Here is a 12,035-nt window from a genome sequence, read left to right as displayed (position 1 = left end):
ATGGCAGCGATTCCTACACCATTGCTTGTAAGGCTTTAGCATGGCTATCAGTGTTTTCGATCTATTCAAAGTCGGCATCGGCCCGTCCAGTTCCCACACCGTCGGCCCGATGCGCGCTGCTGCAACCTTCACTCAGGCACTGATCGACGAGCATTGGCTCAACGATGTGCAACGCGTGGAAATCCGCTTGTACGGTTCGTTGTCCGCCACAGGCGTCGGCCACGCCACCGACCGCGCCACGGTCATGGGCCTGATGGGCGAGTGGCCGGACAGCATCGATCCGTCGACCATCGACCCGCGCATCCAGCAACTGCGCGAGACCGGCCAACTGTCCCTCGCCGGCCAGCGGTCAATTGCCTTCAACTGGCAACGCGATCTCCTGCTGCTCGACGAGAGCCTGCCCTACCATCCCAACGCCATGTCCCTGACAGCCTTTGGCGAAAGCGCTGCACTGTTTACGCAAACGTACTACTCGGTCGGTGGCGGTTTCATCATCGAAGCGGCAGAAGCCGAATCCGGCGTGGCGCCGGCCAGCGACGTGGTATTGCCGTACGACTTTTCCAGCGCCGCCGAACTGTTGTCGCTGTGCAAGCAGCACAACCTGCGGGTTTTCGAGCTGATGATGGCCAATGAACGGGCCTGGCGCAGCGACACCGAAATTCGTCAGGGCCTGCTGCACATCTGGTCGGTGATGCGCGAATGCGTCGAGCAAGGCCTGCGCCACGAAGGCCTGTTGCCCGGCGGTCTCAATGTGCCGCGCCGCGCGGCAAAACTGCACCGTAGTCTGCTGGAAATCGGCAAACCGAATGTCATCAGCTCGACGCTGTCGGCGATGGAGTGGGTCAACCTGTTCGCCCTCGCCGTCAACGAAGAAAACGCCGCGGGCGGGCGCATGGTTACCGCACCGACCAACGGCGCCGCCGGGATCATTCCTGCGGTTCTGCACTACTACATGAAATTCAACCCGGACGCGTCCGACGATGACGTCGTCGTTTTCTTCCTGAGCGCCGCCGCTGTCGGCATTTTGTGTAAGAAAAACGCCTCGATTTCCGGCGCCGAAGTCGGCTGTCAGGGCGAGGTCGGTTCCGCCTGCGCGATGGCCGCTGCCGGCCTGGCCGACGTGCTCGGCGCCACCCCGGAGCAACTGGAGAACGCCGCCGAGATCGGCCTCGAACACAACCTGGGCCTGACCTGCGATCCGGTCGGCGGGCTGGTGCAAGTGCCCTGTATCGAGCGCAACGCCATCGCCGCAGTGAAGGCGATCAACGCCACGCAAATGGCCCTGCGCGGTGACGGTAACCACTTCATTTCCCTCGACCGGGTGATCCGCACCATGCGCGATACCGGCGCCGACATGCACGACAAATACAAAGAGACTTCACGGGGTGGCCTGGCGGTGAACTGGGTGGAATGCTGATCAGCCTGACTGCACTGTCAGCGATCATCGACGCGTTCCTGCCCTGAAACAGGACGTCAATGAACAAGGCGAGCCCATGGCTCGCCTTGTTTTTGTCCGTGTTCATTATTCGACAATTATTCCGGCATAGCCCTTGCTACAGCACTTGCATAAAGCGATATGGCGAAATGGCCACGGAATGGCCGGTGGTCTGGATGGGCGAACCAACCCGATCGCGGCCGGTCAACAACTGCACGTTCAATCAGGCGGTGACGCATCATGGACAATCCTTTTCAGATCATTACCGATGCCTTCGCGCCGGACTATCAGATCAACCTGAGCATTCAGGGCCTGGATGGCAGCATCATGCTGACCCTGTCCAACAGCGGCCGCATCGTGGCCAAACGCATGATCAGCACCGAACAACGCAACGACCCCAAGCGCCTCAAGCGTCTGGTGCAAAGCATCCAGTTCGGCATCGCCATCGAACAAGGCCACAGTGCCATGGCGATCCTTGAAGCGATGACCAGCGGCGACGGCCTGACCCCGCCACCGCAGCGAATCAGCGGTGAGCCTCGGCAGGCTGCCGGGCTTTAAAGCTCGCCCTTCTCGATCTCAGGGTGTTCACCGGAACCTGCTCCGAGCTTGCGTTGCGGCTTGTCGATTTTCACCGAAGGAAATTGCGACGAGGCGTAACGCACCACCAGAATCGAAAACGCCAGCAGCAAAATCCCGCCGCACAGGTAGATGATGCCCATGTCCGGAGGGTTGTGGTGCGAGACGTTGGAGATCAGCAGACGGGTCAGTGCGGTGATCGCCACGTAGATCAGAAAGCGCACCGGCATGTGGTTGGTCTTGAAGTAAATCCCGACCATCGCGCCCAGTTCCAGATAGATGAACAGCAACAGAATGTCATCAATCTTGATATGCCCCTCTTCGAGCATCCCGAGAAACTCCATCACCGCCGCCCACGCCGTCACCGCCCCGATGGCGAACAGCGCCAGGTAGTGGAAAGTTTCGACGAACAGGTTGCCCAGGGACTCGGCCAGTTGATGCACGTTTTGCCGCAGTTTCTCGGCCCAGTTGATTTTCACGATGATGTTCCTTAGCCCGATTCGAGCGGATGATGCGTGTTGGACATGACGTTTTTCTGCATGCTTTGGGTTTCATGCAGAAAAGAGGCCACGCCATCATGGCGAGGTGCCACGAAGCGCGCGCCGTGGCGTTTCGTCGCAGTGCCTGCGCAAGGCTGACAAACCCTGAATTCGGTCTACATTGAAAAGCCACTACCCATGGCGCAGGGATTCGCTTATCCTTTTCGCTGTATATGGATACAGTAGTCGTGAAGACAACTTAACGTGAAGGCATGTGAGGTGGTGAATGGCCGTCGAAGTGGTATACCGCAGCAGCCGAGATCTGGAGCGCTTGTTCATGGATAAAGCCGAAGCTGACCGTCATGACAAAATGCTCGAACTGGCCGAATATCTGGCCGATGTGTTGCAAAAAGCCGTTCCGTCCATGACTGAGCAGCAAGTGGAAGAAGCCGGGATCTACATGGCGAAGAACCGCGATGTGTTCGCCCGGGCGTTCAAGAACCAGCCTGATGCACTCTCGGAGCTGATCAATGCACCGGCTGAGCCGGTCGAGAAGGCCGAGGCAGAGGAATCTGCCGAAGCGCCGTTGAAACCGGCAAAAGCGGTGAAAGCTGCGAAGTAATCAATGCCCGAACTGAATAGGCCCTGAGTCGAATGGCTCAGGGCCTTTTTCATGCAGGTGTCTCAGCGATACAACACTTTTTCCGCCAACTCATCGGCCACCCTCGCCGGTGAACGTTTTTCCGCCTGTGCATGGGCAAACACTTCAGTTAGCCGCGAACTGATTTTCGACAGATGCGCGGTGATCGTGGGCAACTCTTCGCCGCGATGTTTCAGTGAAACGTAGATCAGGCCGCCGGCATTGATCACGTAATCCGGGGCATACAGTATGCCGCGCCGCTCCAGTTGATCGGCCACGTCCAGATGCGTCAGCTGATTGTTCGCAGAACCCGCTACCGCCGAGCAACGCAGTTGCGTGACCGTGTGACTGTTGAGCACACCGCCCAGCCCACACGGCGCCAGAATGTCGCAAGGCGTGCAGAGCAGCGCATCGTTGGCGATTGGATGGGCGTTGAGTTGCTCCATCGCCAGTTGCACCTTGCCGTGGTCAATGTCGCTGACCAGCAGTTCGGCGCCCGCCGCGTGAAGCTGCTCGGCCAGTGCGTAACCGACATTGCCCAAACCCTGAATCGCCACGCGCAGGCCTTCGAGGTTATCGCTGCCCAACCGCGCCATGGCGGTGGCCCGAATTCCGGCGAACACGCCCATGGCCGCGTGTGGCGCGGGGTCGCCGGCCGAGGTGGTGCTGGTGACATGCTGCGTCTGCTGGGCGATGCAATCCATGTCCGCCACGCAAGTGCCACTGTCGATGGCGGTGATGTAGCGACCGTCGAGTTGATCAATGCAGCGGCCGAAGGCTTCAAATAACGTCCCGCGATTTTCCACATGCACCGGGCGCACGATCACCGCCACGCCTCCGCCCTGCGGCAGCCCGGCCAGCGCAGCTTTGTAGCTCATGCCCTGAGCGAGACGAATGGCGTCCTCAACGGCTGATTCGTCATTGGGATAGGCAAGATAACGACATCCGCCAAGGGCTGGCCCGAGGCGACTGTTATGGATGGCAATGACCGCCTTCAACCCGGAGACCGGATCAACGCTCAGGTGCAGCGATTCCAGGCGAGTGCTTTGCATGAGCGCAAACATCGTTGGGCTCCCGAATCACTTCTTGTAGAACGCCAGTATAGGCTTGCGCCCGAAAATTGCTGCAGCGCACCGGAATAAGCACCCGCGCTGACACTGGATTTGCGGCATAACCCCAGATTGGCGCAGCCAGGCACTGGACGAATGGCATGGACGGGGCTAAAACGGGGCATTACCCGGAGATCCTGATGAGTGCGCGCCAACGTTTTTTCGAGTGTCTGCAACGTTCACCGCCTGCCCTGTTCGAGACCGCGCTGTGGATCGCGGCCGAACACGATAAAACGGTCAATCCCGAGGCGCTTATGCAGGACTTCAAGGAGTTGCAGCAGCGGGTCAGCTATGGCTTGCCGATGCTGCCGGTCAGCGAACTGGCACAGCCGCTATTACGGCGGATGACAGAGCTAGGCTTCGCTCAGGACGACTTCCTCCCGCTGCGCCCACAAGCCGCGTTGTTGCACAAAGTGCTGCAAACCCGACGCGGCCAGCCTTTGGTGTTGGCGTTGATTGCCCTGGAACTGGCGCGCGCGCTGGAAATTCCACTGGCCGGGGTCAACTTTCCCGGGCACTTCCTGCTCCGGGTACCCGGGGCCGACCACTTGCTTGACCCCTGCGGGGGGCGACGCCTGTACCCCAACGACTGTCGAGAACTGTTGCAGCGCCAATACGGCCCGAACATGAAGCTCAACGCCGACCATCTGCTGACTGCAACGCCGGTGCAGATGCTTCAACGCTTGTCACGCAACCTGCGCCAGTTGTACCTGTCTCACGATGACTTTATCGCGGCCCTGATCGACGCCGAACGCGTGCTTGAACTGGGCGACGCCAACGCCGCCGATTACCTGGCCCGCGCCAGTCTCTATCAGCGGCTCGACTGCCCGAATGCCGAACGCTTCGATCTGGAGCATGCGCTACTGCTCAGTGATGACCCGATTCAGCGCTTGCGCCTGACCGAACGGCTCGGGCATCTCCCGCCCAATTCCATAGTCCACTGATCCCTTGTGCGAGCGGGCTTGCTCGCGAATGCGCTGTATCAGTCAAAATCTCTGTGTCTGACACGGTGCTTTCGCGAGCAAGCCCGCTCCCACAGGAATTTACGGTGTATCTGGCTGGTTGGCGGGATGCGCCTTGATGAACGCCGGATGTTCAGCGGCCAATGCCGCCACGCGGCGAATCCGCGGATAAGCCTGCAGCGAAACATTGAACCGCTGCGCGGCATACAACTGCGGGATCAGGTAGACGTCCGCCAAGCATGGCCACTCACCGAAACAGAAACCGCTGTCACCGATCAACTGTTCCACCGTCGCCAGCCCCTGCCCGATCCAGTGACTGATCCACTCCACCACCTGCGGCTCATCGTGCCCCAACTGACGCAGACGATTGAGCACGCTGACGTTGTGCAGCGGGTGCACATCGCACCCGATCACCGCCGCCACGCCGCGCACATGCGCACGGGTAGCAAGGTCTTCGGGCAGCAGAGGCATCTGTGGATAACGCTCTTCCAGATACTCGATGATCGCCGGCGACTGAATCAGCAGTTCGCCTTCGTCAGTACGCAACGCCGGCACCCGCCCCTGCGGATTGATCGCCAGATACGCCGCTTGCCGATGTTCGCCACCGGACGGTGCAATCAGGTTGACCGGCAGTGCCTGATAATCAAGCCCCTTGAGCGCGAGCGCGATCCGCACCCGATACGACGAGGTCGAACGGTAATAGGTATAGAGATCCATGAGCCGCTCCTGTCAGCGCGCCGCCAGCACTTTGCCGCGGCATTCGCCAAAACCGATGGAAGCAAAACCGTCACGGGCACAACGCGCACGCAGGATGATTTCGTCGCCATCCTCAAGAAATTTGCGCACTTCGCCGGACGCCAGTTCTATCGGCTTTTTGCCGCCCTCGGTGATTTCCAGCAGGCTGCCGAACTGACCGTTTTCAGGACCGGACAAAGTGCCAGAGCCGAACAGATCACCGGCCTGCAACTGGCAACCGTTGACGCTGTGGTGCGCAACCATTTGCGCGACGGTCCAGTACATGTAGCGGGTGTTGCTCAGTGTCAGGCGATGGGCCGGCAGGTTTTGCTCGCGCATGGCTTCGGTAAGCAGCAACACTTGCAGCTCGATGTCGAAGGCGCCAGCGTCCTGATCGCGTTTGTCGAGCAGGTAAGGCAGCGGCTGCGGATCACCTTGCGGGCGCGCAGGTTGCGCGGTGCGGAACGGCGCCAGCGCTTCGGCGGTCACCACCCACGGCGAGACGCTGGTGATGAAGCTCTTGGACAGGAACGGGCCCAGCGGCTGATATTCCCACGCCTGAATGTCGCGAGCCGACCAGTCGTTGAGCAGGCAGAAACCGGCGATGTGCTCAGCCGCATCACCGATGGCAATCGAGTCGCCCATCTCATTGCCCTGACCGACCCAGATACCCAGTTCCAGTTCATAGTCCAGGCGAGCGCACGGGCCAAAAGTCGGTTCGGTCTGACCGGCGGGCAGCGTCTGGCCTTTGGGGCGGCGCACGTCGGTGCCGGAGGCGCGCACCGTCGAGGCGCGACCGTGGTAGCCGATCGGTACGTGCTTGTAGTTGGGCAGCAGAGGGTTGTCGGGGCGGAACAGTTTGCCGACGTTCTGCGCGTGTTCGATGCCGACGTAGAAGTCGGTGTAGTCGCTGATGCGCGCCGGCAGATGCATCTGGCAGTCCACGGCCAAAGGCAGCAGTGTTGCCCCTTGGGCTTCGATGTTGCCGCGCTCGGTGCTGCCCTCTGCAAACAATTCAAGCAGACGCTGGCGCAGCGCAGTGCGAGCCGGGCGACCGAGTTCGAAGAACGCATTGAGCAAACCGCCCTTCATGGCTTCGACGGCACTGCGCGCTGCGCCGTCGAACAGACCGGCTTCAAGCGCCACTTGCAGATCGAAGACGTGATCGCCAATCGCTACGCCAGCGCGCGGCGCCGAACCGTCGACACTGAACACGCCGAGCGGCAGGTTCTGCAGAGGAAAATCAGCGTGGTCGTTGGCCGACGCCACCCAACTGCGGGTGATGGAATTCTGAGTCATGGGTTATCTCCGGGTCGGGTCGAACGTGGCGGGCAGTGTGGCCCAGCAGGCGTCGTAATGGGGTTGCAGTTGTGGGCAGTCGAGGGCGAAGCGGCTTGGGCGAAGCACCTGACTGGTCTCGAACATGAAGGCCATGGTGTTGTCGATCTTCGCCGGTTTGAGGTCGGCGTTGATGGCCTTGGTGCAGGTCTCACCGTCCGGGCCGTGGGCGCTCATGCAGCTGTGCAGCGAGGCGCCGCCAGGCACAAAGCCTTCAGCCTTGGCGTCGTATTCGCCCTGGATCAGGCCCATGAATTCATTCATCAGGTTGCGGTGAAACCACGGCGGACGGAAGGTGTTCTCGGCCACCATCCAGCGCGGCGGGAAGATCACGAAGTCGAGGTTGGCCAGACCGTGCACGCTGGTCGGCGAGGTCAGTACGGTGAAGATCGACGGATCCGGGTGATCGAAACTGACCGTGCCGATGGTGTTGAAGCGGCGCAGATCATATTTGTACGGCACGTTGTTGCCATGCCAGGCGACCACATTCAACGGCGAATGATTGAGCTCGGTGGCCCACAACTGCCCAAGAAATTTCTGCACCAGGGTGGTCGGTTGTTGAAGGTTTTCGTAAGCGGCGACCGGGGTCAGGAAATCCCGCGGGTTGGCCAGGCCATTGCTACCGATAGGCCCCAGATCCGGCAGGCGCAGCGGCGCGCCGTGGTTCTCGGCGATGTAGCCGCGTGCTTGCGGGTCAAGCAGTTCGACGCGAAATTTCAAACCGCGTGGCAGCACGGCGATTTCCAGCGGTGCCACTTCCAGCACACCCAGTTCGGTGGCGATGCGCAGACGACCGAGTTGCGGCACCAGCAGCAGTTCGCCGTCGGCGTTGAAGAACACACGCTCCATCGAGCGGTTGGCGGTGTAGTGGTAGATGCTGATGCCAGCGGGTTTATCGGCGCCGGCGTTGGCGGCCATGTTCACCAGACCGTCGATGAAATCGGTCGGCTCGCTGGGGATATCCAGCGGGTTCCAGCGCAGACGATTGGGGGTCACCTCGCCCAACGGCCCGCCAGCCAGTTGCCGTTCAAGTTTGACGAACGCCGGGTGATTGGCCGATGGCTGAATTCGGTACATCCAGGTACGCCGGGCTTCACTGCGGGTCATGGTGAACGCGGTACCGGAAAACAATTCGGTGTAGAGACCGTACGGGGCTTTTTGCGGGGAGTTCTGGCCGACGGGCAGCGCATCGGGCAACGCTTGAGTGCTGAATTCGTTGCCGAAACCGGACTGATAAGTCAGCGTCGACACGGTTGAATCGAGGTTCATGGAGCCTCCTGAACAGGGAGTCGGCATGGCCCATCGCTCTGGCTCAGAGGTTTCGGCACGCCGGGGTTGTTTTTATCGTAATTCGATTACGCATAACGTAATTTGCTCGCTATCCAGCGTCAAGCTATAAAGACGCCCATTCGTTCCGGAACCCGGCAGCATCATGGAAAAAACCAGCGACAGTCACGGCAAACAGAAAGTCCGCTCCGCCGAAGTCGGCACCGACATCCTCAAGGCCCTGGCCGAGTTGTCGCCCGCCACTTCCTTGTCGCGCCTGGCCGAGCACGTACAAATGCCCGCAAGCAAGGTGCACCGCTACCTGCAAGCGTTGATCGCCTCGGGATTTGCCGAACAGAACCCCGCCACCAACCATTACGGCCTCGGCCGCGAAGCGCTGCGCGTGGGTCTGGCCGCACTCAACAGTATGGACGTGCTGAAAGTTGCGGCCCTGCCATTGGCCCAATTGCGCGACGAACTCAACGAAACCTGTTTCCTCGCGGTGTGGGGTAATCAGGGGGCCACTGTGGTGCACATCGAGCCGGCGGTGCGTGCGGTGACGGTGGTGACGCAATTGGGTTCAGTGCTGCCGCTGCTCAGCTCTTCGACGGGGTTGGTGTTCAGCGCCTACTTGCCCCATCGGGAAGTTGACGAATTGCGCGAGCAGGAAATCGCCGTCGCCGATCATCCATTAAAAGACGAGCACGCCTACACGACGTTGTGTGAGCAGATCCGCGAACGTGGTTTGCATCATGTGCATGGCTTGCTGATGCCGGGGGTGGATGCCTTGTCGGCCCCGGTATTCAACGCTGTCGGACAGATCGCCGCCGTGATCACCATCGTCGGCCCGACCTCACTGTTTCACGCCGACGAAAACGGCCCGGCGGCGCAGCGCTTGCTGGCTGCGACGCGGGCCGTGAGTTGGCGAATGGGGTTCGACGCAGCGGCGCCGCCGGTTCGCTAACAGGGGGTTACAGCAATACGGTTTTGCTGTCCCCCGCTGGCTCCTCCTGGAGAATTTCTTCAATTATCGCCAAAAGACGTTCATGGCCGAGGGTCTGGCCGGTCGCCGATCCAATCAGGCCGACGATTGCCTTGCCGTCACCCATGAGTTGAATCAGCGTCTTCTGCGCCTTGGTTGCTTCCTTGCCTCCAGGAATCAAAGACGCCAGGTCCAGTAGAGCTTCCTTGAAACTGTTGAAGGCCGTTTCTCGATCGCCATATCGGTAGGACTCGGCGCCTTCCAGTACGTTTTTGGTGATTTGCACCACGGACAGCGCGAAACCAACGGGCGGTATTACCAAACTGACGACACTCGCAGCCAACGCCACCGAGTCATAGGCCAATTTGCCAATGATTTCGTTCAGGCTGGTGGTTTGCGCGTCAATATCAGCAATGATCCGTTCAATACGTTCGTTATAACTCGCGCGCAACGACAGCACGCGGCTGTTGAGCTCAAGCACGGGAAGTTTTTCAGAAACATTGTTGAATTCAATGTTATTGATGAACGTCCCCATGATCCGTTGATCGACGTACTTGACCCGGTCGTAGAAATACTGACCCAGCCCGTGTTCCTTGATCGCCTCGAAAAAACCGCTCAACGGTCGCAAGTAGACGCCGTCCGGCGCGTCAGGCGTATAAAGAATTTCACTGACTTTGCCGCCCTGTACCAGCCTGAAAACATACACGCCCTCAACCAGACACCGTTTTACGTGAAACTTGAAGACTGCACTGAACTGCACGGTCGAAGGCACTTCTCCGAAAGGCGGAAAAGAGGCAGGCGTTCCTTTATCGAAGTTCAGGATCAACGTGCGCAATTGCTCAGCCAACGTGAGGGTGATAGCACCGGCATAAAAACTCGACAACACCGAACGTTGCATTTCAACCTGTCGAGACTTGAAGTGAACGTCTTTCTTGAATTCATAATCGGGGTGTTGTCTGTTTAAATAATCGGCACGCAACATGGCGATGTACTTCTCTCCCGGACGCAACGTTCTCGACCAACTGGCCAGTTGACGTATGTCCAGGTCGGGCAGTGCTGGATGCTTCGCGCCTACACGAAAGCGCGGATAAATCCCAATCACTTCGCCGCCACGATCATGGGCATAAAACTGCGTTTCCTTGATGATCAACCGGGTGAGTGTAATCGTCTCGTTTTCACTCAGATCAAGGAGGATCTCGTCCGGGTTTACCTGCACCGTTTTTCCAAAGGTCTTTAAAAGATCTTCGATCCGTTGCTTGATCAAGTCGTAACAGAAGCGCTCATAGGTCAGGATGCCCGCTTCGCGAGTGCCGATGGTGTAGAGCGCTTTCAACTCCGTATTCAAGCGGGCAAACGACTGGCGCATTTCATCAGGGGCGCTTCGATAGGCGGCAGGATGGGCGAGCGTTTCCTGTGCCAGGTCCCAGGCGATCTGATGGAAGATTGCCTCGACAAGAATGCCTTCCGGTGCGTCCGGCCATTCGGAAAACGTTACCCCTTTCCAGGCACTCGGTAGCTGCCGCAGCGTGGCCACGTATTTGGCCAGTGGCGCCCTTTCCGCAGGTTGGGTTTGCGCCGCCAGATAGCTCTGCCCTTCGGCTGTTCTCACCCAGCCAGCCACATGAAATTCAAGTTCGCGACTGTTGGGAAATTGATACCAGTCGCGCTCTTCCGGCGAACCTGGAGCGTACAAGACGCAGTTGCCGTGGGGATTGGCCTTTTGCTGGAAAACCATCAGATCGCGGAAACCGAACCGGAAGCCATTCATCACGAAGGCCGATGCCGAAATACTCCGGTCTCCTTGCATAAAGCGTTCGACCATTGCCATGTTTGGCTGATTGAGATGCCCCTGCACGGCAGCGCAAAAAGTGCTGTAGGCGATGCGCGCCCCCAAGACCTGCAGAAGTGCCATCTGCACGTCGTAATCGTTAAAGGCTTTACGGCGCGTGTCCCAGAAATCCGAGCGGATGTTGACAGACGCCAGCCAGTTTTCTACGCGCACAGGTGTCAAGCCGGAAGGAACCGGCCCTTCAAAAGCCATCTCGAAGCGTTGATTGCGATCATGTACGCCGAACAGCGCCAGTTCCACAAACGTGCGCTTGTCTTCCTGAACCAGGGTGCGCGCTCCGACCTTGATGGTATAGCGACAGGTGACCTTGATAGTTTCAGGATCAACCGAAACACCCAATGCACTGTTGATCCACTCTTTACTTCGCGCAGCAGCATAGGCTTTCAGCGATGCTGCCTTATCCAGAAACTGGTCACGCCGGGTTTCCTCAGCGCGCACTTGCTGTAGCAAATGGTCATGACGCTGCTTATTTTGTTCACTGGCACCTGACAGCCATGCGGGTCGAACTTCTGAAAAGCCATTGATAACGCTCATACCTAACTCCTTGGTCCACGATCAAGAAATGACATTGCGCCACTTCGATTGCGAGCAAGTTATCGAATATAAACAGCGAACAAAATCCAACAGCCGTTACTGCAAGTTTTCAAACGTCATAAAACATCTC

The 12,035-nt window shown here is 59.1% G+C and carries 10 protein-coding genes and 1 pseudogene; 5 read left to right on the top strand and 6 right to left on the bottom strand.

Translation table 11 applies throughout. The features are described from left to right. Nucleotides 1-40 precede the first annotated feature (40 nt). Both AACY02_RS11505 and AACY02_RS11500 read left to right on the top strand, forming a co-directional pair. Nucleotides 41-1,417 carry an L-serine ammonia-lyase gene (locus tag AACY02_RS11505; protein WP_339432044.1) on the top strand — a complete coding sequence of 459 codons (1,377 nt, stop codon included), beginning with the start codon at nt 41-43 and terminating at the stop codon, nt 1,415-1,417. A gap of 258 nt (nt 1,418-1,675) precedes the next feature. Next, nucleotides 1,676-1,993 carry a DUF3509 domain-containing protein gene (locus AACY02_RS11500; RefSeq protein ID WP_221729982.1) on the top strand — a complete coding sequence of 106 codons (318 nt, stop codon included), beginning with the start codon at nt 1,676-1,678 and terminating at the stop codon, nt 1,991-1,993. Here the strand turns inward: AACY02_RS11500 and AACY02_RS11495 are convergent. Then, nucleotides 1,990-2,490: a phosphate-starvation-inducible protein PsiE gene (locus tag AACY02_RS11495; protein WP_339432043.1), complete on the bottom strand. Its 501-nt coding sequence runs from the start codon at nt 2,488-2,490 to the stop codon at nt 1,990-1,992. The genes AACY02_RS11500 and AACY02_RS11495 overlap by 4 nt on opposite strands. A 286-nt stretch (nt 2,491-2,776) precedes the next feature. On the opposite strand from AACY02_RS11495, the pseudogene AACY02_RS11490 reads away from it, so the two are divergent. Beyond that, a pseudogene (locus tag AACY02_RS11490) lies at nt 2,777-3,031 on the top strand (YebG family protein); the annotation flags it as partial. Nucleotides 3,032-3,174: 143 nt separating this feature from the next. Here the strand turns inward: AACY02_RS11490 and AACY02_RS11485 are convergent. After that, nucleotides 3,175-4,194 (bottom strand): Glu/Leu/Phe/Val dehydrogenase family protein, encoded by a 1,020-nt coding sequence (locus AACY02_RS11485; protein WP_339432042.1) that lies wholly within the window; start codon nt 4,192-4,194, stop codon nt 3,175-3,177. Between the two features lie 185 nt (nt 4,195-4,379). Between AACY02_RS11485 and AACY02_RS11480 the strand changes: the two genes are divergently transcribed. Further along, the gene (locus AACY02_RS11480) at nt 4,380-5,183 is read left to right on the top strand and encodes a SirB1 family protein (protein ID WP_339432041.1); all 804 of its coding nucleotides are present in this window, start codon (nt 4,380-4,382) and stop codon (nt 5,181-5,183) included. Nucleotides 5,184-5,282: 99 nt separating this feature from the next. On the opposite strand, the gene maiA is transcribed toward AACY02_RS11480, so the two are convergent. The 3 genes from maiA to hmgA are packed head-to-tail and all read right to left on the bottom strand — an operon-like array spanning nt 5,283 to nt 8,543. Beyond that, nucleotides 5,283-5,918, bottom strand: coding sequence for a maleylacetoacetate isomerase (gene maiA / locus AACY02_RS11475; protein WP_339432040.1), 636 nt, complete (start codon nt 5,916-5,918; stop codon nt 5,283-5,285). Nucleotides 5,919-5,930: 12 nt separating this feature from the next. Further along, entirely contained in the window at nt 5,931-7,235 is a 1,305-nt protein-coding gene (gene fahA, locus AACY02_RS11470; RefSeq protein WP_339432039.1) for a fumarylacetoacetase, read from the bottom strand. A 3-nt stretch (nt 7,236-7,238) separates the two neighbouring features. Then, on the bottom strand, nt 7,239-8,543 hold the full coding sequence (gene hmgA, locus AACY02_RS11465; RefSeq protein ID WP_339432038.1) for a homogentisate 1,2-dioxygenase: 1,305 nt from the start codon (nt 8,541-8,543) through the stop codon (nt 7,239-7,241). A gap of 163 nt (nt 8,544-8,706) precedes the next feature. On the opposite strand from hmgA, the gene AACY02_RS11460 reads away from it, so the two are divergent. Beyond that, nucleotides 8,707-9,504: an IclR family transcriptional regulator gene (locus tag AACY02_RS11460; protein WP_339432037.1), complete on the top strand. Its 798-nt coding sequence runs from the start codon at nt 8,707-8,709 to the stop codon at nt 9,502-9,504. 7 nt (nt 9,505-9,511) lie between these two features. On the opposite strand, the gene AACY02_RS11455 is transcribed toward AACY02_RS11460, so the two are convergent. Then, on the bottom strand, nt 9,512-11,905 hold the full coding sequence (locus AACY02_RS11455; protein ID WP_339432036.1) for a dermonecrotic toxin domain-containing protein: 2,394 nt from the start codon (nt 11,903-11,905) through the stop codon (nt 9,512-9,514). Nucleotides 11,906-12,035 lie beyond the last annotated feature (130 nt).

Origin of the sequence: Pseudomonas sp. EA_65y_Pfl2_P78 (genome assembly GCF_963970495.1) — a bacterium.
GTDB classification, from domain to species: domain Bacteria; phylum Pseudomonadota; class Gammaproteobacteria; order Pseudomonadales; family Pseudomonadaceae; genus Aquipseudomonas; species Aquipseudomonas baetica_A.
Note: the sequence above shows the minus strand (reverse complement) of the source record. Positions and strands in the feature narration are given on the sequence as shown.